This is a genomic window from Pseudomonas sp. ACN8 (genome assembly GCF_002303925.1).
Classification (GTDB): Bacteria; Pseudomonadota; Gammaproteobacteria; order Pseudomonadales; family Pseudomonadaceae; genus Aquipseudomonas.
Window position 1 is genome coordinate 1 of record NZ_MRCS01000005.1, and the last position, 25,925, is coordinate 25,925.

Below are 25,925 nucleotides of genomic sequence, written 5' to 3' on the forward strand. Positions count from 1 at the left end.
GGTGTGTCGTTCAGGTTTTCCATGGTGAACATCTGTCTCGAAAAAGTCGGCGGCTGAAAGCGCATCATAGCGCAACGCGGTTGTACGATCACCTAACCCCTTGTAGGAGCGAGCTTGCTCGCGATGGACTTGAAAGCGCCGCGTTTATTCAGAAAGCGCGCGTTATCGTTAGCTACCATCGCGAGCAAGCTCGCTCCTACAAGGATTTGCGGTGTTCAGGCGGTCACGGCCTGGTCCACCAAATGACCATTCTCGATACGGATATGCCGCGGGTGGAAGCGCTTCAGACTGCTGCGATGGCCGACACTGACGATGCTCAGCCCCGGCAACTCATCGATCAGCGCCTGATACAGCGTGGCCTCGTCTTCTTCGTCCATCGCCGAGGTGGCTTCGTCCATATACAGCCATTGCGGTGCATAAAGCAGCGCACGGGCAAAGGCCAGGCGCTGCTGCTCACCCGGCGACAACATGCGCTGCCAGTGGTTGGCTTCGTCGAGACGGGCAATCAGGTGCGGCAAGCGACAGGTTTCCAGCACCTGCGCGTAGCGCTCGTTCGGATAGGTATCGCCGGGCTGTGGATAACTGAGGACATCACGCAGGGTGCCAATCGGCAAATACGGTTTTTGCGGCAGGAACAGGTAGCGCGCCGATGGCAGGCGAATACTGCCGTGGCCGGTCGGCCACAGATGTCCCATCGCCCGCAGCAGGGTCGACTTGCCGCTGCCGGAGCGACCGCTGAGCATCACACGCTCGCCCTCCTTCACGGTCATGTCGGCGTTGGTCAGCAGGTGGCGACCTTCAGCAAGGTCCAGGCCGAGGTTGTGCACCTTCAGCACCGAGCCAGAATTCTGTACGTCGATGGCCGGTGCACGCTCTTCGTTGTCGCGCATGGCCTGGTGGAAGCTCAACAGACGATCGCAGGTGGCGCGCCAGGAAGCGAGGCTCTGATACGCACTGATAAACCAGCTGAAGCTTTCCTGCACATTGCCGAATGCCGAGCTGATTTGCATCAACTCGCCCAGTTCGATCTTGCCGGAAAGGTAACGCGGCGCGGCAACCATGAAGGGGAAGATGATGGCGGCCTGGCTGTAACCGGCAGTGAAAAACGTCAGGCGCTTGGACACCTTCATGATGTCCCAGAAGTTATGCCAGACCATCCCGAAGCGGCTGCTCAACCGACGATTTTCGTTCGGCTCGCCGTTGTACAACGCGATGCTTTCGGCATTCTCGCGAATTCGCACCATGGAGAAACGCAGGTCGGCTTCGAAGCGTTGTTGCTGGTTGTTCAGGCCGATCAGGCGACGACCGATCAAATGCGTCAACCAGCTACCGACCACCGCGTAAACCAGCACGCACCAGAACATGTAGCCGGGAATGGTGATGCCGAAAACTTCAATGCTGCCCGACACGCCCCACAGAATGATCGAGAACGACACCAGGCTGACGATATTGCGCAGCAGTCCGATACCCAGCTCAAGGGTGTTGGAAGTGAAGTTGTTGAGGTCTTCGGAAATCCGCTGGTCCGGGTTATCGGTGTAACCGCCCTGCTCCAGCTGGTAGTAATTCTTGTCGGCGAGCCAGCGTGCAAAGTGCTTTTCGGTAAGCCATGCCCGCCAGCGGATCGTCAGCATCTGCGTCAGGTATAGCCGGTACACCGCGCCGACAATCGCCACCGCCGCAATCGCACAGAAGTACAGGATCAGTTGCCAGAACGCGGCCTCGTCCTTCTTTTGCAGGGCGTTGTAGAAATCCTTGTACCAGGTGTTGAACCACACCGAGATCCCCACGCTGATCAGCGACAGCGCAATCACCGCGATCAGCAGTGTCCAGGCCTTGACCTTCTCTTCACTGCGCCAGTAAGGCGTGATCATCGCCCACACTTTGCGAAAAAACTGCCCGCGCACGGCGTCGTTGACCGCGGAATACTCAGCGTTCTGATTCATGGATAAGGCTCGATAGAGAAAAGTACGCACACGAACCGATCATAGATGATCGGTCCGGTTTGTCGCGAGATACGGCCCGCATTCGTTCAGCGCAGGTTCAGCGGCGAACGGGACGCTTCTGCAGTTTGCGCTGCAGGGTGCGGCGGTGCATGCCCAGGGCACGGGCCGTGGCGGAGATGTTGCCTTCGTGTTCGGTCAGCACGCGCTGGATGTGCTCCCACTGCAGGCGGTCCACGGACATCGGGTTTTCCGGCACCAGGCTGTCGAGGTCGGCGTGCTCGGACAGCAGCGCCGCCAGCACGTCGTCGGCATCCGCCGGCTTGCACAGGTAGTTGCAGGCACCGCGCTTGATCGCCTCGACGGCGGTGGCGATGCTCGAATAACCGGTGAGGATCACAACGCGCATTTCCGGGTCCATTTCCAGCAACTTTGGCAGCAGCACCAGGCCGGAGTCGCCGTCCATCTTCAGGTCCAGGGCGGCGTAATCCGGCAGGTCGGCCTTGGCCAGCTCCAGGCCTTCCTCGGCGGAACCGGCAGTGCTGACGCGAAAACCCCGACGGGCCATGGCGCGGGCCATGACGCGGGTGAATGTGGCGTCGTCATCGACCAGCAACAAATGCGGCAGTTCTTCGCCTTCGACTTGGATCTCTTCACTCATGTTCGTCTCCTCGGGCGACACGGGGCAGGCGCAGCTCGGTGAGCGTGCCACCTTCCTCATGACTGTAGAGTTTCACTGAGCCGCCGGCGCGTGTCACGCTGGCCTTGCTCAAAAACAGGCCCAGGCCGAAGCCTTTGCCCTTAGTGGTAAAAAACGGCTTGCCGATTTGCTCGGCGATGGCCAGCGGCACACCGGCGCCATGGTCACGAATGCTGATGGTGAGGTTTTCCCAATCCCAGTCCAGCGTCACTTGCAGCCCTTCGGGGCAGGCATCGGCAGCGTTGTTCAACAGATTCAGCAAAGCCTGGGTCAGGTCCGGTGGCGGTGCCATGCGGGGAACCGGGCCCTGGCCAAGGCGCTGGAAGCGATAACTGGCCTCCGGGCGCATCAGGTGCCAGCGATTGAGGGCTTCATCAAGCCAATCGGTGACGTCCTGCATCTCCACCGCCAACCGGCGATTGGCCTCGGCGGCGCGCACCAGATGCTGCAAGGTCTCTTTACACAACTTGACCTGATCCTGCAGCACGCTCAGGTCATCCTGCAACATCGGGTCATGGTGGTCCTGACGCATTTCCTTGAGTAGCACACTCATGGTCGCCAGCGGCGTGCCCAGTTCATGGGCCGCACCGGCGGCCTGGGTAGCGACGGCCAGCAGTTGTTGATCGCGCAGGCCTTCTTCGCGACGAATGGCGCGCAACTCTTCCTGGCGACGCAGCTCTTCGGCCATGCGCGCGGCGAAGAACGTAATCACCGCAGCCGCGAGGGCAAAGCTCAACCACATCCCGTACACCTGCAGGTTTTCCCGAGCGATCGGGAAGGTTTGCAGCGGGTAGAACTGCGCCAGCAACAACGTGTACATCGTCAGCGCGATACCCGACAGGATCACCGAATAACGCCAAGGCAACGTCACGGCGGCAATGGTCAGCGGCACCAGGTAATAGGAGACGAAAGGGTTGGTCGAGCCACCGGAGAAATACAGCAAGGCGCTGTGGATAAACAAGTCGCAAGCCAGTTGCACGGCATATTCGAGCTCGGTCACCGGCCACGAGGTGCGCAGGCGAATCGCCGTGAAGACGCACAGCAGCATTGAACATGCGAGCGTCGCCGCCAGTTGAAACCAGGGCAGTGGCAGCAATTCGAGCCAGTAGGCCAGGCCAACGGAACCGGCCTGGGCGGCCAGCACCAACGTGCGGATGAACGTCAGCCGCCAGAGGTTCTGGCGAGTGGCGGAAGTGATTTGAACGGGGGCGAGCATGAGCTCTCCTGATGAGCGCTCCAGGCGGATCGCAGGGAGTATAACCAAGCACGGGGGCTGACAGGCAAAAGTGCGGCAAACGGCCACATGCCTGTAGGAGCAGCCGGTCGACGCTCGATTGCTCGCGATGGTCGTCAACGATTACGAGGGAGTCCTGATACCCTGCGGCGCTTTCGGTTTTTTCGCGAGCAAGCTCGCTCCTACAGGGATGCATCTGTATAGAAGTTGTAACTGTGCGAACCGGAGCATAAAAGCTAGAGTCTGATGGTTTCACGCAGGCCCGGATCATACCCCTGCGCACCTTTCAAGGAGCCTTCATGCACACATTCCGCCGCAGCGCCGCCCTCCTCGCCCTGAGCGTTGGCACCGTCGCCAGCCTCCCGGCCCTGGCCGCCGACGAGCTTCATTACAACCAGATTTCCCTGCGCGCCGAAGTCAGTCAGGAGGTGGCCCGCGACCTGATGATCGTGACCCTCTACACCGAGGAACAGAACACCGACCCGGCCAAACTCGCCGCCGACGTCAGCACCACCATGAACAAGGCGCTGGCCAAGGCCAGGCAGGTCAAGGACATCACCCTGCGCCAGGGCAGCCGCAACAGCTACCCGATCTATGACACCAAGGGCCAGAAAATCACCGGCTGGCGCGAGCGCGCCGAATTGCGCCTGGAAAGCCCGGACTTCGCCGCGCTGTCGAAGCTGACCGGCGAACTGCTCACCGACCTGAAAATGGGCGGCATGGACTTCGCCATCGCCACCCCGACCCGCAAGGCCAGCGAAGACGCCCTGCTCAAAGACGCCGTGAGCGCGTTCAAGGCTCGTGCCCAGCTTGCGACTGATGCTCTGGGCGGCAAGAGCTATAAAATCGTCAACCTGAACCTCAACAGCAACGGTTATCCACAGCCTTACATGCGCGCGCCGATGATGATGAAAGCCGCCGCCATGGACAGCGCACCGGTGACGCCGGATGTCGAGGCCGGCACCAGCCAGGTCAGCATGACCGCGGATGGTTCGATTGAAGTGCTGATGCCTTGAATCGATAGCCCGCAAACAAAAGACGGCGATCATTCAGATGATCGCCGTTTTTTTTGGCAGTTTTCAGGCATGAGCTATAACTGGAGAGACCACCGGGAAAAGCTGGCAGTTGTACCGGGTGCAACTGAGTTCGATTGGCCACTATCGGTGCAACAATAACCACTCTTATTCACGCCATACCCACCCCACAATTCGGGGTATGAATAAGTAACACCCTCGCCCCACTCGGGAGCAACCAGGACCGCGGGCGCACTGCAAAAGTGCGTCATTTGCACAGTAAAAAAGCCGCGCAAACGGTCAAATGCGCCAGAAATTACACAAATGCGACATTAAGGTACGTTCGTGCCACTGTTTAAGGCTAGTAGTCACTCTGGATCTTGCATTGGGTATGGCCCCTGCATAAGTATCCGCAGGCACGACTCACGAGGTCGTCCTCTAATTCCAAAAATGACAACAAATCATGAGGCCACCATGCTTAAACACGCGGTCATTCCGTTTTTAGTTGGCGCAAGCTTGTTAGCCAGCGCACCGTTCGCCCAAGCAGCGACTAACCTGGTGTTCTGCTCCGAAGGGAGCCCGGCCGGTTTCGATCCAGGTCAATACACCACCGGAACCGACTTCGACGCCTCTGCAGAAACCATGTTCAACCGCCTCACCCAGTTCGAGCGCGGCGGCACCGCCGTAATTCCTGGTCTGGCGACCAGCTGGGACGTCTCCGATGACGGCCTGACGTACACCTTCCACCTGCGTGAAGGCGTCAAGTTCCATACCACGCCGTACTTCAAGCCAACTCGTGAGTTCAACGCCGACGACGTGCTGTTCACCTTTAATCGCATGATTAACAAGGATGACCCGTTCCGCAAAGCGTACCCGACTGAATTCCCGTACTTCACCGACATGGGGATGGATACCAACATCACCAAGATCGATAAAGTCGACGACAAGACTGTCAAGTTCACCCTCAAGGACGTTGATGCCGCGTTCATCCAGAACATGGCCATGAGCTTCGCCTCGATCCAGTCCGCCGAGTACGCTGCCCAGCTGCTCAAGGACGGCAAGGCCGCCGACATCAACCAGAAGCCGGTTGGTACTGGCCCGTTCGTGTTCAAGAGCTACCAGAAAGACTCCAACATCCGCTACACCGGGAACAAGGACTACTGGAAGCCTGACGACGTGAAGATCGACAACCTGATCTTCGCCATCACCACCGACCCATCGGTACGTATCCAGAAGCTGAAGAAGAACGAGTGCCAGGTCACCCTGTTCCCTCGTCCGGCCGACCTGAAGGCACTGCGCGAAGACAAGACCCTGAAGCTGCCTGACCAGGCGGGTTTCAACCTCGGTTACATCGCCTACAACGTGATGCCCAAGGTCAAGGGACAAACCGATGCGAACCCGCTGGCTGACCTGAAAGTGCGTCAGGCAATGGACATGGCGGTCAACAAGCAACAGATCATCGACTCCGTGTACCAGGGTGCCGGCCAGCTGGCGGTCAACGCCATGCCTCCGACCCAGTGGTCCTACGACACCACCATCAAGGATGCGCCGTACAACCCTGAGAAAGCCAAAGAGCTGCTCAAGGAAGCCGGCGTGAAAGATGGCACCGAAATCGTTCTCTGGGCGATGCCGGTACAGCGTCCATACAACCCGAACGCCAAGCTGATGGCAGAAATGCTGCAGTCCGACTGGTCCAAGATCGGCCTCAAGGTCAAGATCCAGAGCTACGAGTGGGGCGAGTACATCAAGCGTTCCAAAGGTGGCGAGAACCAGGCGATGCTGATTGGCTGGAGCGGTGACAATGGTGATCCGGACAACTGGCTGAACGTGCTGTTCGGCTGCGACTCGCTGGAAGGCAACAACTTCTCCAAATGGTGCGACAAGAAGTTTGACGACATCGTCAAGCAAGCCAAGCGCACTTCGGACCAAAGCAAACGCACCGAGCTGTACAAACAGGCGCAACACGTCCTCAAAGACGCCGTGCCTATGACACCTATCGCTCACTCGACGGTGTTCCAACCCATGCGCGCCAACGTGCAGGACTTCAAGATCAGCCCATTTGGCTTGAACTCCTTCTACGGCGTCAGCGTCAGCAAATAAGGTTTTGCAACGGCGACGTCCCTGACGTCGCCGTTGCTTTATCTTCCGAGAAGGCAGGAATTCGCCTACATCCTAATCCGCAGCTGACTACAGCATCGGGCGAGGACGCGTTGCCATTTCCTACGAGTCTTTAGGACTCTACGCATTTACTGCCGGACCCATGGCTCATACCGTCGGGATCTGACCAGTGCACGCGTGGGTCATCGGTTACTGCTGTGTGCATGGCTTGAAATCAGTGATGCCTCTACGTCCGCGGACGGGACGGCGGCTCATTGAAAACACTTTGAGAGAAAAGGAAGCGTTATGCGCCATACCCTGGTTTTATCCGCATTGCTGGGCACCGGCCTGTTGGCCGCCACTTCCATCAGCCAGGCCGCCAACAACAGTCTGGTGTTCTGCTCCGAAGGCAGCCCCGCCGGTTTCGACACGGCGCAGTACACCACTGCGACCGACAACGACGCCGCCGAGCCGCTGTACAACCGGTTGGCGGAGTTTGAAAAAGGCGCGACCAACGTCGTACCGGGCCTGGCCACGAGCTGGGATATTTCCGAGGACGGCCTCAAATACACGTTTCACCTACGCGAAGGGGTGAAGTTTCATACCACCAAATACTTCACGCCGACCCGCGACTTCAATGCAGATGACGTGCTGTTCACCTTCAATCGCATGCTCGATCCGCAGCAACCTTTCCGTAAGGCTTATCCGACAGAGTTTCCTTACTTCAACGGCATGAGCCTGAACAAGAACATCGCCAAGGTCGAAAAGACCGGGCCGCTGACCGTGGTCATGACGCTCAATAGCGTGGACGCCGCGTTCATCCAGAACATCGCCATGAGCTTCGCCGCCATCCTTTCGGCCGAATACGCCGACAAGCTGCTGGCCGAAGGCAAGCCGAGCGACATCAACCAGAAGCCGATCGGCACCGGGCCGTTCGTGTTCAAGAGCTACCAGAAAGACTCGAACATCCGTTACACCGGCAACCAGCAGTACTGGGATCCGAGCCGGGTCAAGCTCGACAACCTGATTTTCGCCATCAACACCGACGCCTCGGTGCGCGTGCAGAAACTCAAGGCCGGCGAGTGCCAGATCACCCTGCACCCGCGCCCTGCCGATGTGACTGCGCTGAAGAACGACCCGGCCCTGCAACTGATCGAGAAGCCTGGTTTCAACCTCGGCTACATCGCCTACAACGTGCGCCACAAACCCTTCGACCAGCTCGAAGTGCGCCAGGCGCTGGACATGGCGGTGAACAAGCAAGGCATTCTCAATGCCGTCTACCAGGGCGCGGGGCAACTGGCGGTCAACGCCATGCCGCCGACCCAATGGTCCTATGACGACACGATCAAGGACGCCGCCTACAACCCGGAAAAAGCCAGGGAATTGCTCAAGGCTGCCGGCGTCAAGGAAGGCACCGAAATCACCCTTTGGGCCATGCCGGTCCAGCGTCCGTACAACCCCAACGCCAAGTTGATGGCCGAGATGCTCCAGGCCGACTGGGCGAAGATCGGCCTCAAGGTCAAGATCGTCAGCTATGAGTGGGGCGAGTACATCAAGCGCACCAAGAATGGCGAGCACGACATCAGCCTGATCGGCTGGACCGGTGACAACGGTGATCCGGACAACTGGCTGGGCACGCTCTACAGTTGCGACGCCATTGGCGGCAACAACTACTCGATGTGGTGTGATCCGGCTTACGACAAGCTGATCAAGCAGGCCAAGGTCGTCACCGACCGCGACCAGCGCACCTTGTTCTACAAACAGGCGCAGCAGTACCTCAAGCAACAGGTGCCGATCACGCCAGTCGCTCACTCAACGGTCAACCAGCCGCTGAGCGCAAAAATCGAAGGGTTCAAGGTGAGCCCGTTCGGTCGCAACGTTTTCTCGGGTGTCAGCATAGAAAAATAACCGATTAGCCAGAAATGCCGGGGGGCGGATTTTCCGCCCTCACGCCGACGCTTTGCCGTCTTTCGCCAATTTGGCAGACAGCAAACGTTTGCGATGCCGTGAATGAGTTCAAAACCAATAGCCGGATCACAAAAAAAGACCGGCATAAAAAAAGAAAGTAAGGAGCTTTACCCATGAAACTGAGCAGCACCGCGTTATTGGCCTTGGCCATAAGCAGCGTAACCGCCACGGCTTACGCAGAATCCCAAAGCCAGGCTTTCACCCCGGTTACCGTGAACGAGAAAAACGCCCAAAGCGAAGCCACCGGCTTTGTCGAAGGCCAGTCGATCACCGGCACCACGCGTAACTGGTACGCCAACGAGCAACTGCATCGTGGTGCCAAGTTCGCCTACAAAAAGGACGGTGTTTCGACCCCGACCGATCGCCGGATCAACTGGGTCCAGGGCACCATCCTCAAGTACAACTCGGGCTTCACCGAAGGTACTGTCGGTTTCAGCACTGAAGTCGCCGCCTACAACGCCATCGCCCTGGACCGGGACCGCAAAGACCTTGCGTCCAACAACGGTGGCGCGCCGGGCTCTCGTCCAGGCGCGGGCAACAACCGTACCCTGACCAAAGAAGGCGGCGACGCTCAAGGCCAGTGGAGCAAACTGGGCCTGGCCAACGTCAAGGCGCGTGTCTCCAACAGCACCCTGACCGCCGGCCGCATGAACTTCAGCAGCCCGATGGTCGACGTGATCGGTAACCGTGCACTGCCTTCGAGCTTCCAGGGCGTGGCCCTGCACAGCGAAGAGCTGAACAACCTGGCCTTCGACCTGGCCACCTTCGACCGCAACTCACCGCGTACCGAAGAAAGCCAGCGCAAATTCCGCACCGAATACGCCAACGGCATCGTCGAAACCGACCACGTTCACACCGGCGGTATCACCTACACCCCATTTGCCAGCCTGACCACCAGCCTCTGGGCGACCCAGGCTGAAGACATCTGGAACCAGTACTACTTCGGCGCCTCTCACGTACTGGGCGACAGCCAGGTACTGAGCCTGACCACCGGCCTGAACTACTATAAAACCAAGGAAACCGGTAAAGCCCTGATCGGTGATATCGACAACGACACCTACTCGCTGTCGTTCGGCCTGACCCACCAGGCGCACACCCTGACCCTCTCGTATCAGGAAGTGAACGGTAACGAGTACTTCGACTACCTGCACGAAACCAACGGCATCTACCTGGCCAACTCCCTGCTGTCGGACTTCAACGGCCCGAACGAAAAATCGTTCCAGGTTGCCTATGGTCTGAACATGGCCGAATACGGCGTGCCGGGCCTGAAGTTCAACATCTACCAGGCTCGCGGCTGGGGCATCGACGGTACTCACTACACCGGCAACGGCGGCGTGGCAGGCAAGGGTTACGACGGCATCCAGTCCCAGGATGGCGAACACCACTATGAATACGGCATCGGCGCGACCTACGCCGTGCAGAGCGGCCCGCTCAAGGCCACCACGATCCGCGGCACCTACACCGCTCACCGTGCCAGCGAAAACCAGGCTGACGGCAGCATCAACGAGTTCCGTCTCGTGACCACGGTTCCGTTCAACATCCTGTAATGCCCGTGCCGAACGGCTGATTCAATGACGAATCGGCCGTTCGGCTTTTGTCCTTTAACTGATTGCAGAGGGTTCTTGATGAAAATGCTTCCCCTACGTGCGGCCATCGCGGCTGCCTTGCTGAGTGTCGCGATGGGTGTATCGGCCAAGCCGCTGGTGGTCTGCACCGAAAACAGCCCCGAAGGCTTCGACATGGTCCAGTACACGACTGCAGTCACCGCCGATGCCGTGGCCGAAACCATCTTCAATCGCCTGGCGGACTTCAAGCCCGGCACCACCGAAGTGATTCCGGCGCTGGCCGATTCCTGGGACATCAGCGAAGACGGCCTGACCTACACGTTCCATTTGCGTAAAGGCGTCAAGTTCCACACCACCGAATACTTCAAGCCGACCCGCGACATGAATGCCGACGATGTGGTCTGGAGCTTCCAGCGCCAGCTGGACCCGAATCATCCGTGGCACAAACTGTCGAGCGTGGGCTTCCCGTACTTTGAAAGCATGGGCTTCAAGGAGCTGCTCAAGAGCGTCGAGAAAGTCGACGACAACACGGTCAAGTTCACCCTGACCCGTCGCGAAGCGCCGTTCCTGGCCGACATTGCCATGGCTTTCTCCTCGATCTACTCCGCCGAGTACGCCGACCAGTTGCTCAAGGCGAACAAGACCGGCGACCTGAACAACAAGCCAGTCGGCACCGGCCCGTTCGTATTCCAGCGCTACAACAAGGACGCCCAGGTTCGCTTCAAGGCCAACCCGGATTACTTCCGTGGCAAGCCACCGGCCGATGCGCTGATCCTGGCCATCGCCACCGACAACAACGTGCGCCTGCAAAAGCTCAAGGCCAACGAGTGCCAGGTCGCGCTGTATCCGAAGCCGGATGACATTCCGAGCATCAAGAAAGACGACAAGCTGAAAGTCGATGAACTGAACGCGATGACCGTCGCGTACATCGCCATCAACACCACGCACAAGTACCTGAGCGATGTGCGGGTGCGTAAAGCCATCGACATCGCTTTCGACAAGGAAGCGGCTGTCAACGCGCTGTTCGGCAAGGGCAATGCAACAGCCGCAGTCAACCCGTTCCCGGACACCCTGCTGGGCTTCAACCACACACTGAAGAACCCGACCCGTGACCTGGACAAGGCCCGTGCCCTGCTCAAGGAAGCCGGCGTACCGGAAGGCACCACCTTCACCCTGTTCACCCGCAACGGAGGCGGTGCAACCAACCCGAACCCGATGCTCGGCGCGCAGATGATGCAAGCCGACCTGGCCAAGGTCGGGATCAAGATCGACATCCGCGTGATGGAATGGGGCGAAATGCTCAAACGCGCGAAAAACGGCGAGCACGACATGGTTTCCGCCGGATGGGCGGGCGACAACGGCGACCCGGATAACTTCCTGACGCCTATGCTCAGTTGTGAAGCGGCCAAGAACGGCGAAAACTACGCACGCTGGTGCAATGACAAGTTCCAGGCCCTGATCGATCAGGCCCGGGAAAAAACCGACCCGGCCGAACGCGCAGCGCTCTACGAACAGGCCCAGGTTATTTTCAACCAGGACCAGCCGTGGATCAGCTTGGCACACACTAGAATGTTTACCGCAATGCGCAACAACGTAGAGGGCTATCACATTAGCCCACTCACCACGAATAACTTCGCCACCACCCAGGTGAAGTAATAAGAAAACTCCCGGCATTCCTGACCCAGGCATGCCGGGCACGCCTAACCGGCTGATGAGGTACAACACACGATGTTTAGTTTTATTGCCCGCCGACTGGGGTTGTTGATCCCCACGTTCTTCGGCATCACCTTGCTGACTTTCGCGCTGATTCGCATGATCCCGGGCGACCCCGTAGAAGTCATGATGGGAGAACGCAGGGTCGATCCCGAAATGCACGCTCAGGCAATGGAACGCCTAGGTCTGAACAAACCCCTGTATGCCCAGTACCTGGATTACATCGGCAAGCTGGCCCACGGCGATCTCGGGGAATCCCTGCGTACCCGTGAAAGCGTGTGGAGCGAGTTCACCTCCCTGTTCCCCGCGACACTGGAACTGTCCATGGCCGCCCTGTTGTTCGCCGGCATCCTGGGCCTCCTGGCCGGGGTAATCGCGGCACTCAAGCGAGGGTCTCTGTTCGACCATGGGGTGATGGGTATCTCCCTGGCGGGATACTCGATGCCGATCTTCTGGTGGGGCCTGATCCTGATCATGTTCTTCTCGGTAAGCCTGGGCTGGACCCCGGTATCCGGGCGGATCGACCTGCTGTATGACATCGAACCGCGCACCGGCTTCATGCTGATCGATACCCTGCTGGCCGACGAGCCGGACGCCTTCTTCGACGCCCTGCACCACCTGATCCTGCCAGCCATCGTGCTGGGTACCATCCCGCTGGCGGTGATCGCGCGGATGACCCGTTCCTCGATGCTCGAAGTGCTGCGCGAAGACTACATCCGTACCGCCAAGGCCAAAGGCCTGTCGCCGGCGCGCGTGGTGTTCGTGCACGGTCTGCGCAACGCGCTGATTCCGGTGCTGACGGTGGTCGGCCTGCAAGTCGGCACCCTGCTGGCCGGTGCGGTCCTGACCGAAACCATCTTCTCGTGGCCCGGCATCGGCAAATGGCTGATCGAAGCCATTGGCGCCCGGGATTATCCCGTCGTGCAAAACGGCATCCTGTTAATCGCCTGCCTGGTGATTGTGGTCAACTTCGTAGTGGACATCCTCTACGGCTTTGCCAACCCACGCATCCGTCATCAGCGCTGAGATCATGACCATGACCACTCCAATTCCATCGGTAGCAGTCGATCAAAGCCTGCTGTACCCGTCTCCGTACAAAGAATTCTGGCAAGCGTTCTCCAAGAACAAAGGTGCCGTCGCCGGTCTGATGTTCATGCTGCTGGTGATTTTCTGCGCGATCTTCGCCCCGTGGGTCGCCCCTCATGACCCGAGCGAGCAATACCGCGACTTCCTGCTGACTCCGCCGGCCTGGCTGGAAGGTGGGCAACTGCAGTTCCTGCTCGGCACCGATGAGCTGGGCCGCGACCTGCTGTCGCGTCTGATCACTGGCTCGCGCCTGTCCTTGATGATCGGCTTGTCCTCGGTGGTGATGTCGCTGATTCCGGGGATCCTGCTGGGTCTGTTCGCCGGGTTTTTCCCGCGCGTGCTCGGCCCGACCATCATGCGTCTGATGGACATCATGCTGGCCCTGCCGTCCCTGCTGCTGGCCGTGGCGATCGTCGCCATCCTCGGCCCTGGCCTGATCAACACCGTGATCGCCATTGCCGTGGTGTCCCTGCCGTCCTACGTTCGTCTGACCCGCGCCGCGGTGATGGGCGAACTGAACCGCGACTACGTGACCGCCGCGCGCCTGGCCGGTGCCGGCCTGCCACGCCTGATGTTCGTCACAGTGCTGCCAAACTGCATGGCGCCGCTGATCGTTCAGGCCACCCTGAGCTTCTCCTCGGCGATCCTCGATGCCGCCGCACTGGGCTTCCTCGGCCTTGGCGTACAACCGCCAACCCCTGAGTGGGGCACCATGCTGGCTTCGGCCCGCGACTACATCGAACGCGCCTGGTGGGTGGTGAGCCTGCCTGGTTTGACCATTTTGCTCAGCGTGCTGGCAATCAACCTGATGGGCGACGGCCTGCGCGATGCGCTGGACCCGAAACTCAAGAACGCCGCCTGAGGAGATTCCCATGTCACTGCTAGAAATCAAGAATCTCAACGTTCGCTTCGGCGACAAAACCGCTACGCCAGTCGTCGATGGTCTCGACCTGCAAGTGGACAAGGGCGAAGTGCTGGCCATCGTTGGCGAGTCCGGCTCCGGCAAGTCCGTGACCATGATGGCGCTGATGGGCCTGATCGAGCATCCGGGGATCGTCACCGCTGACGCCCTGAATTTCGACGGCAAGAACATGCTCAAGCTCAACAATCGCCAGCGTCGACAGATCGTCGGTAAAGACCTGTCCATGGTCTTCCAGGATCCGATGACCGCGCTGAACCCGAGCTACACCGTCGGTTTCCAGATCGAAGAAGTGCTGCGCCTGCACCTGAAAATGTCCGGCAAGGCTGCCCGCAAGCGCGCCATCGAACTGCTGGAAAAAGTCGAGATCCCGGGTGCCGCCAGCCGCATGGACGCCTACCCGCATCAACTGTCCGGTGGCATGAGCCAGCGTGTCGCGATTGCCATGGCAATTGCCGGCGAACCGAAACTGCTGATCGCCGACGAACCGACCACCGCACTGGACGTCACCATTCAGGCGCAGATCATGGACCTGCTGCTGGCCTTGCAGAAAGAGCAGAACATGGGCCTGGTGCTGATCACCCACGACCTCGCCGTCGTGGCTGAAACCGCCCAGCGCGTGTGCGTGATGTATGCAGGCCAAGCGGTCGAAGTCGGTCAGGTGCCGCAACTGTTCGACATCCCGGCGCACCCGTACAGCGAAGCACTGCTCAAGGCGATTCCGGAACACAGCCTGGGCGCTTCACGTCTGTCGACCCTCCCGGGCATCGTTCCCGGTCGCTACGACCGCCCGCAGGGTTGCCTGCTGTCGCCGCGCTGTCCGTACGTGAAAGACAACTGCCGTCAACAACGTCCGGCCCTTGACCAGAAAAGCAACAGCCTCGCTCGCTGCTTCTACCCGCTGAACCAGGAGGTGGCGTAATGGCCGTCGTTCTTACCGCCCGCAACCTGACCCGTCACTACGAGGTGTCCCGAGGCCTGTTCAAGGGTCACGCCACCGTGCGCGCCCTCAACGGCGTGTCGTTCGAATTGGAAGCCGGCAAGACCCTCGCTGTCGTAGGCGAGTCGGGTTGCGGCAAATCCACCCTGGCACGCGCCCTGACCCTGATCGAAGAGCCGTCCTCCGGCTCCTTGAAAATCGCTGGCCAGGAAGTCGCCGGCGCCGACAAGGCCCAGCGCAAGCAACTGCGCAAGGACGTGCAGATGGTGTTCCAGAGCCCGTACGCCTCGTTGAACCCTCGGCAGAAAGTCGGCGATCAACTGGCTGAGCCGCTACTGATCAACACCAACCTGAGCGCCGCGGAACGTCGCGAGAAAGTCCAGGCGATGATGAAGCAAGTGGGCTTGCGTCCCGAGCACTACCAGCGTTATCCGCACATGTTCTCCGGCGGCCAACGCCAGCGGATAGCCCTGGCCCGCGCGATGATGCTGCAACCGAAAGTGCTGGTGGCGGACGAGCCGACCTCGGCACTGGACGTGTCGATTCAGGCGCAGGTGCTCAACCTGTTCATGGATTTGCAACAGGAGTTCAACACCGCCTATGTGTTCATCTCCCACAACCTGGCAGTGGTTCGCCACGTTGCCGACCACGTGATGGTGATGTACCTCGGTCGTCCGGTGGAAATGGGGGCGAAAGAGGACATTTACTCCCGCCCTCTGCACCCCTACACCCAGGCGCTGTTGTCGGCGACGCCGGCCATCCACCCGGATCCGGACAAGCCGAAAATCAAGATCGTCGGCGAGTTGCCCAACCCGTTGAACCCGCCGTCCGGCTGCGCCTTCCATAAGCGCTGCCCGTACGCCACCGAGCGTTGCAGCACTGAAGAGCCGGCCCTGCGCCTGCTCGCCGGCCGCCAGGTGGCTTGCCACTACGCCGAACAATTCCTCGACGGCGCGGCATAAAAACTGTAGGAGCCAGCCTGCTGGCGATAGCGGCATACCAGTCAACATTTCTGTTTACGGGTACACCGCAATCGCTAGCAGGCTAGCTCCCACAGGGATTGAGTAGCTCAAGCAGTCAGCGTTAACTCACCCCCTTCCGCCTCGATTGCGCATCATTCAGGTAGAAGGGGGTTTCTTTTGCCTGCAATAGAGTGACTAGGTCTGGCTGTCGCCTTCTTCCTCATCGGAGTCCGGCTCGTCGGTGGTCGAGTCATCGTCGTTGTCAGCACCACCCTGCCCCTGATCTCCTGGTTCCGATTCTGACTTGGCGATCATCAACCCCGCATAACCCGCCTGCCCGCTCGAAGCCTGCTCCCCATGATCGATACACTCGGCCCACGCCATCGAAGTTCCGAGCGAAAACATCACCATCACCTTCAACAGCAGTAAAACGCGAAACAATCTGTTCATAGCCGATTCCTTCCTTTCGTTGAGTGCCTGTCTGGCGCTGAGTCAAATCTAGTTCCGATCAGCCGGGTTCTCCAGATTGGATGCTATCGAGCGGGGGAAAATGCAGAGGGTTTGGAGACCGGTTTGGAATAGGGGCTATTCCTAACTCCACTAACACCGAAGAATCGTGTAGGAGCGAGCTCGCTCGCGATGGACGTTAACGATGACGCGCTCTGTCCGGATAAACGCAGCGCGGCTGGAATCTTCGCGAGCAAGCTCGCTCCTACAGGGAATTGCAACAGACAATAAAAAGCCCCGAGGCTTTCACGTCGGGGCTTTTGGATTTTGCAATTCAGCGCTTAGTGATGCTCACGCGTCGCACGGAATTTCACGTCCGGCCAGCGCTCTTCCATCAGGGCCAGGTTGACCCGCGTAGGCGCGAGGTAGGTCAGGTGACCGCCGCCGTCCAGTGCCAGGTTTTCCACGGCCTTGTTGGAGAATTCCTCAAGCTTCTTCTTGTCGCTGCATTCGATCCAGCGCGCCGAGTAAACAGTGATCGGCTCGTAGGAGCACTCGACCTTGTATTCCTCCTTCAAACGGCTGGCGACCACATCGAACTGCAGCACACCGACGGCGCCGAGGATGATGTCGTTGCTGCGTTCCGGGAAGAACACCTGGGTCGCGCCTTCTTCGGCCAGCTGTTGCAGGCCCTGGCGCAGTTGCTTGGATTTCAGCGGATCTTTCAGGCGTACACGGCGGAACAATTCCGGAGCGAAGTGCGGGATGCCGGTGAAACCCAGGACTTCGCCTTCGCTGAAGGTGTCGCCGATCTGGATGGTGCCGTGGTTGTGCAGGCCGATGATGTCGCCGGCAAACGCCTCTTCAAGCTGCTCACGCTCGGAGGAGAAGAAGGTCAGCGCGTCGCCGATCCGCACGTCCTTGCCGGTGCGCACGTGGCGCATCTTCATGCCTTTTTCGTACTTGCCGGAGCAGATACGCATGAAGGCGATGCGGTCGCGGTGTTTCGGGTCCATGTTCGCCTGGATCTTGAAGATGAAGCCCGAGAACTTCTCTTCCACCGGCTCCACGGTACGCTCGTTGGCCACGCGTGCCAGTGGGCGGGGGGCCCAATCAACCACGGCGTCGAGGACGTGGTCGACACCGAAGTTGCCCAGTGCCGTACCGAAGAATACCGGGGTCAGTTGGCCGTCGAGGAACTCCTGCTGGTTGAACTCGTGGCAGGCGCCCTGCACCAGTTCCAGCTGTTCGATGAAACGCTCGTACTCGTCACCCAGATGGGCGCGGGCTTCATCGGAGTCGAGCTTCTCGATGATTTTCACATCGGTGCGCTCATGGCCGTGACCGGCGGTGTACACGATGATGTAGTCATCGGCGAGGTGATACACGCCCTTGAAGTCGCGGTAGCAACCAATCGGCCAGGTGATCGGCGCCGCCTTGATCTTGAGGACGGCCTCGATTTCGTCGAGCAGTTCGATCGGGTCGCGGATGTCACGGTCGAGTTTGTTGATGAAGCTGACGATCGGCGTGTCACGCAGACGGCAGACGTCCATCAGGGCGATGGTCCGTGGCTCTACACCTTTACCGCCGTCGAGCACCATCAACGCCGAGTCCACCGCCGTCAGGGTGCGGTAGGTGTCTTCGGAGAAGTCTTCGTGGCCCGGGGTGTCGAGCAGGTTGATCATGTGTTCGCGATACGGGAACTGCATGACCGACGTGGTAATGGAGATACCACGCTGCTTTTCCATTTCCATCCAGTCGGAGGTGGCATGGCGATCGGACTTACGAGATTTCACCGTACCGGCTACCGCAATCGCCTTGCCCATCAGCAAGAGCTTCTCGGTGATGGTGGTCTTACCGGCATCGGGGTGGGAAATAATGGCGAAAGTGCGGCGTTTCGCGACTTCGGCGGCCTGTTTGGTCATGGGAAATCGCCTGGCAGGTGATTCAAAAAAGGGCGCAGATTATAGCCCAAGTTGATCCAAGAACCGAACCGTTGAGCATATTAGGGGTGGCCAAATGCTGCTTCAGATGGGAACCTTTTAAAGCAAGGAGACGTCCACTCCCCCGTTACGACCACTCGTCGGGGGCCTGAAACACCTGCAATTCGGCCTGACGAGGCTGTGCTCATGGCTCGATAGCCGTGCGCTTACCCTCTGTAGGAGCGAGCTCGCTCGCGAAAAACGTCCAGACAACGCGTACATTCAAGTACCCAGCGTTATCGTTGACGCCCATCGCGAGCAAGCTCGCTCCTACAGTGGAACGCGCTCGGCAAGAGCTGCTTATCGCGATCATTTTTTCGGCAGCCAGGAATGGCGTTGCCACACGAAAAAGTGTTCGCCGACTGAAAAAAGGAGTCCGCCTGTGGCTATCCACTATGGCAAAGGGCTGATAGGAGGCGCGCTGGTAATCGCCCTTCTGGCCCTGCTGATCCAATGGATCGGCATCAACACGATCGAACTTTACCGCGACGATTTGTTGTTTTACCTGCAAGCTCATCTGGTTCTCGTCCTCGCTTCCATGCTGGCCGCCCTTGTCGTGGGCATTCCTGCCGGCATCTTCCTCAGCCGCCCGTCCATGGTCGGCCGCGCCGAACGCTTCATGCAGTTCTTCAACATCGGCAACACCGTTCCGCCGCTCGCCGTCCTGGCCATTGCCCTGGGCATCCTCGGCATCGGCAGCGGTCCTGCCATCTTCGCCCTGTTCCTCGCCTCGCTACTGCCCATCGTGCGCAACACCTATGAAGGCCTGAAAAACGTTCAGGGTTCGCTCAAGGAAGCCGCCGTCGGCATCGGCATGACCCCGCTCCAGGTGCTGTGGAAAGTCGAATTGCCCAACGCGGTGCCGATCATCATCGGTGGTGTGCGCGTGGCATTGGCGATCAATGTCGGGACGGCGCCGCTGGCGTTCCTGATCGGCGCCAACAGTCTCGGCAGCCTGATTTTCCCTGGCATCGCCCTGAACAATCAGCCGCAATTGCTGCTCGGCGCGGCCTGCACCGCTCTGCTGGCCTTGTTGCTCGACGGCCTGGTGACACTCGCCAGCCGCCTCTGGCTCGAACGCGGCTTGCGCCCGTCTTAAGCCCCGGCAAAGGAATCGTCATGAAAACATCAAGCTTTTTACTAGGCTGCGTCCTGCTGTTCGCAGGATTTGCCCAAGCCGCTGACAAACCCTTGATCCGCATCGGCGCTCGGGTGTTCACCGAGCAGACACTGCTGGCGGAGATCACCTCGCAGTACCTGCGCACCAAGGGTTACGAGGTGCAAGTGACCGGCGGCCTGGGCAGCAATCTGGCCCGCAGCGCCCACGAAAGTGGCCAGTTGGACATGCTCTGGGAATACACCGGCGTTTCGCTGGTGGCCTACAACCATGTCACCGAAAAACTCGACAGCGAACAGTCCTACGCCCGAGTAAAAGAACTCGACGCGAAAAAAGGCCTGGTCTGGCTCACCCCGTCGAAATTCAGTAACACCTACGCCCTCGCCCTGCCGAAGAACGTCGCCGACCAATACCCGCAAATCAACACCATCAGTGAGCTGAACAGGGTGCTGCGCAAGGAAGCCGAGACCAACAACCTGGTGGCGCTGGATACCGAGTTCGCCAACCGTTCGGACGGTCTGGATGGCATGGTCAAGCTCTACGACATGAACCTGACCCGCAAGAACATCCGGCAGATGGACGCCGGCCTGGTCTATACCGCGTTGCGTAACGGCCAGGTGTTTGCCGGCCTGGTCTACACCACCGACGGTCGCCTCAACGCCTTCAAGCTGAAACTGCTGGAAGACGACAAGCATTACTTCCCGGACTACACCGCCGCGCCGGTGGTGCGTCAGGCCTACCTCGATGCGCATCCGCAATTGGCCGCTCAACTCAAGCCGCTGGCTGAACTGTTCGACGACAACACCATGCGCGAACTCAACGCGCGGGTCGACGTCGAGCACCAAAGTCCTTCAGCCGTTGCCGCCGATTTTCTGCGCCAGCATCCGATCAATTAAGGAGGAAAAGTCATGGAATTCCTGAACGCCTTTTCCCATCTCGACTGGCCATTGGTCTTACACCTTACGTGGCAACACATCACCCTGGTCGGTATTGCCGTGACCCTGGCGATTCTGGTCGGCGTGCCATTGGGCATTTTGATGACGCGCTTCCCGAGTCTCGCCGGCCCCTTGCAAGCCAGCGCCACGGTGCTGCTGACCGTGCCGTCGATTGCCTTGTTCGGCCTGCTGCTGCCGTTCTACTCCAAGTTCGGCCAGGGCCTGGGGCCGATGCCGGCGATTACCGCGGTGTTCCTGTACTCGCTGCTGCCGATCATGCGCAACACCTACCTGGCCCTGACCAATGTCGAGCCGGGCATCCGCGAAGCCGCCCGCGGCATCGGCATGACCTTCGGCCAGCGCCTGCGCATGGTCGAACTGCCCATCGCCGTGCCGGTGATCCTCGCTGGTGTGCGCACCGCCGTGGTGATGAACATCGGCGTCATGACCATCGCCGCCACCATCGGCGCCGGCGGCCTGGGCGTACTCATCCTCGCTTCCATCAGCCGCAGCGACATGTCGATGCTGATTGTCGGTGCCGTACTGGTCAGCGTGCTGGCGATCATCGCCGACCTGATCCTGCAAATGCTGCAACGCTCGCTGACTCCAAAAGGACTCCTGAAATGATCGAACTTCAAAACCTCAGCAAGGCCTTCCAAAGCAACGGCAAAGATGTGAAAGCCGTGGACTCGGTAAGCCTGACCGTCAATGAAGGCGAAATCTGCGTGTTCCTCGGGCCATCGGGTTGCGGCAAAAGCACCACGCTGAAAATGATCAACCGCTTGATCAAACCGACCTCGGGCAAAATCCTGATCAACGGCGAAGACACCACAGGCCTCGACGAAGTGACCCTGCGTCGCAACATCGGCTACGTGATCCAGCAGATTGGCCTGTTTCCGAACATGACCATCGAGGAGAACATAGTGGTCGTGCCTAAGCTGCTCGGCTGGGACAAGCAGAAATGCCACGACCGCGCCCGCGAGTTGATGAGCATGATCAAGCTTGAACCCAAGCAATACCTGCATCGTTATCCACGGGAATTGTCCGGTGGCCAACAACAGCGGATCGGCGTCATTCGCGCACTGGCCGCCGATGCGCCGCTGTTGCTGATGGACGAACCCTTCGGTGCGGTCGACCCGATCAACCGCGAGATGATCCAGAACGAATTCTTCGACATGCAGCGGGCGCTGAACAAGACCGTGATCATGGTCAGCCACGACATCGACGAGGCGATCAAGCTCGGCGACAAGATCGCGATCTTCCGCGCCGGCAAGCTGCTGCAGATCGATCACCCTGACACTCTGCTCGCGCACCCGGCGGATGAATTTGTCAGCAACTTCGTCGGCCAGGACAGCACACTCAAGCGTCTGCTGTTGGTGAAAGCCGAAGATGCAGCGGACAATGCACCCTCCGTCAGCCCGCATACCCCGGTGACCGAAGCGCTGGAGTTGATGGACGAGCATGACCGACGCTATGTCGTGGTCACTTGTGCCGAGAATAAAGCCCTGGGTTACGTACGACGTCGCGACCTGCACCGTCAGACCGGCACCTGCGCGCAGTACCAACGCGACTTCAATGCCACGGCGGCGTACGACGAACATTTGCGCATCCTGCTGTCACGCATGTACGAGTTCAATCGGGCGTGGTTGCCGGTAATGGATGCCGAGCGGGTGTTCCTTGGCGAGGTCACGCAGGAGTCGATTGCGGCGTATCTGAGCTCTGGTCGGTCGCGCGGGATGAAGACAAATATCGTCTCGCCGGCCGAGGCGGTGGTCGCCTGATCACCCAAATCGCCCGGTAAAAAACGCAAAACCTGTAGGAGTGAGCCTGCTCGCGATAGCGCAATATCAGTCAACGACGATGTTGGCAGTGAAAATGCCATCGCGAGCAGGCTCGCTCCTACAAGGTTTGTGCAATTTTTGGGTAATCGGCATACCGGAAAAAAATATCAACAGTGGCGTCTGTAAAAACCATCCGTAAACACGTTCTGAAATAGTCAAATCCCCTCTCAGCCCACCTTTTCGCAGGCAACGTCGCCGATGTTGACGCCATCGTAGTTACTAGCGACTTGGCGTACAAAAGCGTCGAACGTGCAGGTATTTTTAACACCTCCGAATTCCTCGGGAACATCCGACTGTCATCTGTGTCGGTTACAAAGAGTAATGCTCGTAACGCGCGTCAGAAGAGTGCAAAAACGCGACATTTTTTGTTGATCTCAAGCCCCTCACGCCCTAAAGTTCGCGCCGAACGTCCATGCTGGAAACGATCCATCCGGCTCAAGTACTGACGACGAGACAGCAAGGCCAAGGGAAAGCTGCACTTCCCATGGCCTTTTTGCTTTCGGCGACATGCCTTGGGAAGTAGGCGAACCAAAGTGGGGATACGGAGGACGTTCATTTGCACCCATTGTTTTTACTCGTTTGCCATTAGGAGCTCCCAGGTATGTCGATCCAGGTCGAAGACTATTTCGCGCGCGAAACCTTTCAGAAAATGAAGGCGTTCGCCGACAAACAGGAAACCCCGTTCGTGGTGATCGACACCGCGATGATCAGCCAGGCCTATGACGACCTGCGCGCCGGTTTCGAATTCGCCAAGGTCTACTACGCGGTCAAGGCCAACCCGGCCGTGGAAATCATCGACCTGCTCAAAGAGAAAGGCTCGAGCTTCGACATCGCCTCTATCTATGAGCTGGACAAAGTGCTGGATCGCGGCGTCAGCGCCGACCACATCAGCTACGGCAACACCATCAAGAAATCGAAGGACATCCGCTACTTCTACGAGAAGGGCGTGCGCCTGTTCGCCACCGACTCCGAAGCCGACCTGCGCAACATCGCCAAGGCCGCCCCGGGTGCAAAAGTTTATGTGCGCATCCTGACCGAAGGCTCGACCACCGCCGACTGGCCACTGTCGCGCAAATTCGGCTGCCAGACCGACATGGCCATGGACCTGCTGATCCTCGCCCGCGACCTGGGCCTGGTGCCTTACGGCATCTCGTTCCACGTCGGCTCGCAACAGCGCGACATCAGCGTCTGGGACGCGGCGATCGCCAAGGTCAAAGTGATCTTCGAGCGCCTGAAGGAAGAAGACGGCATTCACCTGAAGCTGATCAACATGGGCGGCGGCTTCCCGGCCAACTACATCACCCGCACCAACAGCCTGGAAACCTACGCCGAGGAAATCATCCGCTTCCTGAAGGAAGACTTCGGTGATGACCTGCCGGAAATCATCCTCGAGCCAGGCCGTTCGCTGATCGCCAACGCCGGCATCCTGGTCAGCGAAGTGGTACTGGTCGCACGTAAATCCCGTACCGCGGTAGAGCGTTGGGTGTACACGGATGTGGGCAAATTCTCCGGTCTGATCGAAACCATGGACGAAGCCATCAAGTTCCCGATCTGGACCGAGAAAAAGGGCGAGATGGAAGAAGTGGTCATCGCCGGTCCTACCTGCGACAGCGCCGACATCATGTACGAAAACTACAAGTACGGCCTGCCGCTGAACCTGGCCATCGGTGATCGCCTGTACTGGCTGTCGACCGGTGCGTATACCACCAGCTACAGCGCCGTCGAGTTCAATGGCTTCCCGCCGCTGAAGTCGTTCTACGTGTAAAGACTGCCTAAAAAACAAAAAACCCATGACATGTCATGGGTTTTTTTGTTTATGCAAATCCCTGTGGGAGCGAGCTTGCTCGCGATGGCGACAGCTCAGTCAACATTGATGTTGAATGTCATGACGTCATCGCGAGCAGGCTCGCTCCCACAAAGGCTCAAGAGACTGGGGTTAATTCTTCGGCACGATGATGAAATTCGTGGGCCAGCGCCTGAACCCTCGGATCGACCGCCCCCATCAGCGCCTGACTCGCCACTCGCAGAAAATTCAAATTCCCCCCGGCCAACGCCTTGCGCAGCCAAACCAACGCGTCCTCGATATTCCCTTCGCCGGTCAAGACCGCTGCAAAGCTGAACTGCCCGCGAAAATCCCCGCCCTCGGCCGAACGTCGATACCAGTTACGAGCCGCTGCCGGATCCGCCGGACAGACCCGCCCTTCTTCCAGATACCGCCCCAACAGATTCATCGATTTTGCATGGCCCGACTCAGCCGCACGGCGATACAGACTCAGTGCTTGAAGTTGATCCTCAACCACCCCGCGCCCGGTCGCCAGCAGATTGGCGTAGTTGTACATCGCCCAATCCAGCCCTGCCGTGGCGGCAAGTCGGTAATGCCTGGCCGCTAGCGATGCATCGGCAGCACAGCCCCAACCATGCTCATGACAACGGCCAAGCATGTTACGCGCCATCACATGCCCGCGCCGCGCGGCGATGTCGAACCAACGCAGCGCCAGCGGCCGATCCTGAGCAATGCCCTGCCCGTCCAGCAAAATCTGCCCGAGCAACGCCTGCGCATCAAGGACGTCTTCGCGGGCCGCGATCAGAATCGCCTGGGCCGCCCGGGCCGGGCTTTCGTCGAGCATCGCGCGCAGGCGCTCACCGTCGAGCATTTCCTCGCGGCGTAAACGAAAATCCGCCACTTACACCTCGACCCAGCGACGCAACAGGTTGTGATAGGTACCGGTCAGGCGGATCAGCGATGGATGATCGGGCACATCGCGGGTCAGTTGCTGGATGGCCCCGTCCATCTCGAACAACAGGGCGCGCTGGCTGTCTTCACGCACCAGGCTTTGCGTCCAGAAAAACGAGGCGAGTCGCGTTCCCCGCGTCACCGCGTTGACCTTGTGCAGACTGGTGCCTGGGTACAGCACCATGTCACCGGCAGGCAGCTTCACCCGTTGGGTGCCGAAGGTGTCCTGGATTTCGAGCTCGCCGCCGTCGTAATCCTCCGGTTCGCTGAAGAACAGCGTGGCGGACAAATCCGTACGCACCCGCTCGATGCTGCCCTTGGGTTGACGCACCGCGTTGTCGATATGGAAGTCGAAACTGCCACCGGCGGTGTAACAGTTCAGCAACGGAGGAAAGACTTTGTGCGGCAAGGCTGCTGACATGAACAGCGGATTTTTCCACAGCCGCTCCAGCATCGCCGCGCCGATTTCCTTGGCCAGCGGATGCCCTTCAGGCAACTGCAAATTGTGCTTGGCCTTGGCCGACTGGTAACCGGCGGTGATCCTGCCATCGGCCCAATCGGCTTGCTCCAGAGCCTCGCGAATGCGCCGCACCTCGTCTTTTTCGAACAGACCTGGAATATGCAGCAGCATGGCAAGACACCTGAAAACAAAGGGATGCCAATGGTATTGATTCTTATTGCCTGTGTAAAACCCATCTGACGAATGAGTCAGCAAAAACCGTAAGGTTAAAT

21 protein-coding genes are annotated in these 25,925 nt (G+C 59.3%); 14 read left to right on the forward strand and 7 right to left on the reverse strand.

The window, feature by feature from the left end; all coding sequences use genetic code 11:
* Nucleotides 1-215: 215 nt before the first annotated feature.
* From BSF44_RS03960 to BSF44_RS03970, 3 genes are all read right to left on the reverse strand, one after another.
* Entirely contained in the window at nucleotides 216-1,943 is a 1,728-nt protein-coding gene (locus tag BSF44_RS03960) for an ABC transporter ATP-binding protein/permease (protein ID WP_095942366.1), read from the reverse strand.
* Between the two features lie 97 nt (nucleotides 1,944-2,040).
* Nucleotides 2,041-2,601 carry a response regulator transcription factor gene (locus BSF44_RS03965; RefSeq protein ID WP_007973041.1) on the reverse strand — a complete coding sequence of 187 codons (561 nt, stop codon included), beginning with the start codon at nucleotides 2,599-2,601 and terminating at the stop codon, nucleotides 2,041-2,043.
* A complete protein-coding gene (locus tag BSF44_RS03970; RefSeq protein WP_057716443.1) occupies nucleotides 2,594-3,856 on the reverse strand; it encodes an ATP-binding protein in 1,263 nt (420 codons plus the stop codon). The genes BSF44_RS03965 and BSF44_RS03970 overlap by 8 nt, the downstream gene beginning before the upstream one ends.
* Nucleotides 3,857-4,173: 317 nt before the next feature.
* Here BSF44_RS03970 and BSF44_RS03975 point away from each other — a divergent pair, with 317 nt between their 5' ends.
* The 9 genes from BSF44_RS03975 to BSF44_RS04015 all read left to right on the forward strand — a co-directional run bounded on the left by BSF44_RS03975 (nucleotide 4,174) and on the right by BSF44_RS04015 (nucleotide 16,137).
* Nucleotides 4,174-4,890, forward strand: coding sequence for an SIMPL domain-containing protein (locus tag BSF44_RS03975; RefSeq protein ID WP_095942367.1), 717 nt, complete (start codon nucleotides 4,174-4,176; stop codon nucleotides 4,888-4,890).
* 471 nt (nucleotides 4,891-5,361) lie between these two features.
* On the forward strand, nucleotides 5,362-6,987 hold the full coding sequence (locus tag BSF44_RS03980) for an ABC transporter substrate-binding protein (RefSeq protein WP_095942368.1): 1,626 nt from the start codon (nucleotides 5,362-5,364) through the stop codon (nucleotides 6,985-6,987).
* A gap of 303 nt (nucleotides 6,988-7,290) precedes the next feature.
* Nucleotides 7,291-8,892, forward strand: a complete 1,602-nt coding sequence (locus BSF44_RS03985; RefSeq protein ID WP_095942369.1) for an ABC transporter substrate-binding protein — start codon at nucleotides 7,291-7,293, stop codon at nucleotides 8,890-8,892.
* A 173-nt stretch (nucleotides 8,893-9,065) separates the two neighbouring features.
* Nucleotides 9,066-10,499, forward strand: a complete 1,434-nt coding sequence (locus BSF44_RS03990; protein ID WP_095942370.1) for an OprD family porin — start codon at nucleotides 9,066-9,068, stop codon at nucleotides 10,497-10,499.
* A gap of 78 nt (nucleotides 10,500-10,577) precedes the next feature.
* A complete protein-coding gene (locus BSF44_RS03995; RefSeq protein ID WP_095942371.1) occupies nucleotides 10,578-12,173 on the forward strand; it encodes an ABC transporter substrate-binding protein in 1,596 nt (531 codons plus the stop codon).
* 72 nt (nucleotides 12,174-12,245) lie between these two features.
* On the forward strand, nucleotides 12,246-13,256 hold the full coding sequence (locus BSF44_RS04000) for an ABC transporter permease subunit (RefSeq protein WP_095942372.1): 1,011 nt from the start codon (nucleotides 12,246-12,248) through the stop codon (nucleotides 13,254-13,256).
* Between the two features lie 10 nt (nucleotides 13,257-13,266).
* Complete coding sequence (locus BSF44_RS04005) at nucleotides 13,267-14,178, forward strand: ABC transporter permease subunit (protein WP_095942373.1); 912 nt, start codon at nucleotides 13,267-13,269, stop codon at nucleotides 14,176-14,178.
* Nucleotides 14,179-14,188: 10 nt separating this feature from the next.
* On the forward strand, nucleotides 14,189-15,157 hold the full coding sequence (locus BSF44_RS04010; RefSeq protein ID WP_095942374.1) for an ABC transporter ATP-binding protein: 969 nt from the start codon (nucleotides 14,189-14,191) through the stop codon (nucleotides 15,155-15,157).
* Nucleotides 15,157-16,137, forward strand: coding sequence for a peptide ABC transporter ATP-binding protein (locus BSF44_RS04015; protein WP_095942375.1), 981 nt, complete (start codon nucleotides 15,157-15,159; stop codon nucleotides 16,135-16,137). Before BSF44_RS04010 ends, BSF44_RS04015 begins: the two co-directional genes overlap by 1 nt.
* A gap of 195 nt (nucleotides 16,138-16,332) precedes the next feature.
* Here BSF44_RS04015 and BSF44_RS04020 read toward each other — a convergent pair whose 3' ends face one another.
* Together BSF44_RS04020 and BSF44_RS04025 are read right to left on the reverse strand one after the other, a co-directional pair.
* Nucleotides 16,333-16,587: a hypothetical protein gene (locus BSF44_RS04020; protein ID WP_095942376.1), complete on the reverse strand. Its 255-nt coding sequence runs from the start codon at nucleotides 16,585-16,587 to the stop codon at nucleotides 16,333-16,335.
* 338 nt (nucleotides 16,588-16,925) lie between these two features.
* Nucleotides 16,926-18,509: a peptide chain release factor 3 gene (locus BSF44_RS04025; protein ID WP_095942377.1), complete on the reverse strand. Its 1,584-nt coding sequence runs from the start codon at nucleotides 18,507-18,509 to the stop codon at nucleotides 16,926-16,928.
* Between the two features lie 439 nt (nucleotides 18,510-18,948).
* On the opposite strand from BSF44_RS04025, the gene BSF44_RS04030 reads away from it, so the two are divergent.
* The 5 genes from BSF44_RS04030 (at nucleotide 18,949) to BSF44_RS04050 (ending at nucleotide 24,224) form a co-directional block, all read left to right on the forward strand.
* Nucleotides 18,949-19,665 carry an ABC transporter permease gene (locus tag BSF44_RS04030; protein ID WP_095942378.1) on the forward strand — a complete coding sequence of 239 codons (717 nt, stop codon included), beginning with the start codon at nucleotides 18,949-18,951 and terminating at the stop codon, nucleotides 19,663-19,665.
* 20 nt (nucleotides 19,666-19,685) lie between these two features.
* A complete protein-coding gene (locus tag BSF44_RS04035; protein ID WP_095942379.1) occupies nucleotides 19,686-20,579 on the forward strand; it encodes a glycine betaine ABC transporter substrate-binding protein in 894 nt (297 codons plus the stop codon).
* A 12-nt stretch (nucleotides 20,580-20,591) separates the two neighbouring features.
* Nucleotides 20,592-21,245, forward strand: a complete 654-nt coding sequence (locus tag BSF44_RS04040; RefSeq protein WP_095942380.1) for an ABC transporter permease — start codon at nucleotides 20,592-20,594, stop codon at nucleotides 21,243-21,245.
* On the forward strand, nucleotides 21,242-22,399 hold the full coding sequence (locus BSF44_RS04045; RefSeq protein ID WP_095942381.1) for a betaine/proline/choline family ABC transporter ATP-binding protein: 1,158 nt from the start codon (nucleotides 21,242-21,244) through the stop codon (nucleotides 22,397-22,399). The genes BSF44_RS04040 and BSF44_RS04045 overlap by 4 nt, the downstream gene beginning before the upstream one ends.
* A 661-nt stretch (nucleotides 22,400-23,060) precedes the next feature.
* Entirely contained in the window at nucleotides 23,061-24,224 is a 1,164-nt protein-coding gene (locus BSF44_RS04050; protein WP_095942382.1) for a type III PLP-dependent enzyme, read from the forward strand.
* A gap of 157 nt (nucleotides 24,225-24,381) precedes the next feature.
* Here BSF44_RS04050 and BSF44_RS04055 read toward each other — a convergent pair whose 3' ends face one another.
* Nucleotides 24,382-25,143, reverse strand: coding sequence for a tetratricopeptide repeat protein (locus BSF44_RS04055; RefSeq protein ID WP_256588960.1), 762 nt, complete (start codon nucleotides 25,141-25,143; stop codon nucleotides 24,382-24,384).
* On the reverse strand, nucleotides 25,144-25,824 hold the full coding sequence (locus BSF44_RS04060; RefSeq protein ID WP_095942384.1) for a Fe2+-dependent dioxygenase: 681 nt from the start codon (nucleotides 25,822-25,824) through the stop codon (nucleotides 25,144-25,146).
* Between the last annotated feature and the right edge of the window lie 101 nt (nucleotides 25,825-25,925).

Excerpts from the sequence above, each read along its gene's own strand:
- BSF44_RS03960 (WP_095942366.1), bottom strand. The coding sequence starts at position 1,943 with ATGAATCAGAACGCTGAGTATTCCGCGGTCAACGACGCCGTGCGCGGG.
- BSF44_RS03965 (WP_007973041.1), bottom strand. The coding sequence starts at position 2,601 with ATGAGTGAAGAGATCCAAGTCGAAGGCGAAGAACTGCCGCATTTGTTG.
- BSF44_RS03970 (WP_057716443.1), bottom strand. The coding sequence starts at position 3,856 with ATGCTCGCCCCCGTTCAAATCACTTCCGCCACTCGCCAGAACCTCTGG.
- BSF44_RS03975 (WP_095942367.1), top strand. The coding sequence starts at position 4,174 with ATGCACACATTCCGCCGCAGCGCCGCCCTCCTCGCCCTGAGCGTTGGC.
- BSF44_RS03980 (WP_095942368.1), top strand. The coding sequence starts at position 5,362 with ATGCTTAAACACGCGGTCATTCCGTTTTTAGTTGGCGCAAGCTTGTTA.
- BSF44_RS03985 (WP_095942369.1), top strand. The coding sequence starts at position 7,291 with ATGCGCCATACCCTGGTTTTATCCGCATTGCTGGGCACCGGCCTGTTG.
- BSF44_RS03990 (WP_095942370.1), top strand. The coding sequence starts at position 9,066 with ATGAAACTGAGCAGCACCGCGTTATTGGCCTTGGCCATAAGCAGCGTA.
- BSF44_RS03995 (WP_095942371.1), top strand. The coding sequence starts at position 10,578 with ATGAAAATGCTTCCCCTACGTGCGGCCATCGCGGCTGCCTTGCTGAGT.
- BSF44_RS04000 (WP_095942372.1), top strand. The coding sequence starts at position 12,246 with ATGTTTAGTTTTATTGCCCGCCGACTGGGGTTGTTGATCCCCACGTTC.
- BSF44_RS04005 (WP_095942373.1), top strand. The coding sequence starts at position 13,267 with ATGACCACTCCAATTCCATCGGTAGCAGTCGATCAAAGCCTGCTGTAC.
- BSF44_RS04010 (WP_095942374.1), top strand. The coding sequence starts at position 14,189 with ATGTCACTGCTAGAAATCAAGAATCTCAACGTTCGCTTCGGCGACAAA.
- BSF44_RS04015 (WP_095942375.1), top strand. The coding sequence starts at position 15,157 with ATGGCCGTCGTTCTTACCGCCCGCAACCTGACCCGTCACTACGAGGTG.
- BSF44_RS04020 (WP_095942376.1), bottom strand. The coding sequence starts at position 16,587 with ATGAACAGATTGTTTCGCGTTTTACTGCTGTTGAAGGTGATGGTGATG.
- BSF44_RS04025 (WP_095942377.1), bottom strand. The coding sequence starts at position 18,509 with ATGACCAAACAGGCCGCCGAAGTCGCGAAACGCCGCACTTTCGCCATT.
- BSF44_RS04035 (WP_095942379.1), top strand. The coding sequence starts at position 19,686 with ATGAAAACATCAAGCTTTTTACTAGGCTGCGTCCTGCTGTTCGCAGGA.
- BSF44_RS04040 (WP_095942380.1), top strand. The coding sequence starts at position 20,592 with ATGGAATTCCTGAACGCCTTTTCCCATCTCGACTGGCCATTGGTCTTA.
- BSF44_RS04045 (WP_095942381.1), top strand. The coding sequence starts at position 21,242 with ATGATCGAACTTCAAAACCTCAGCAAGGCCTTCCAAAGCAACGGCAAA.
- BSF44_RS04050 (WP_095942382.1), top strand. The coding sequence starts at position 23,061 with ATGTCGATCCAGGTCGAAGACTATTTCGCGCGCGAAACCTTTCAGAAA.
- BSF44_RS04060 (WP_095942384.1), bottom strand. The coding sequence starts at position 25,824 with ATGCTGCTGCATATTCCAGGTCTGTTCGAAAAAGACGAGGTGCGGCGC.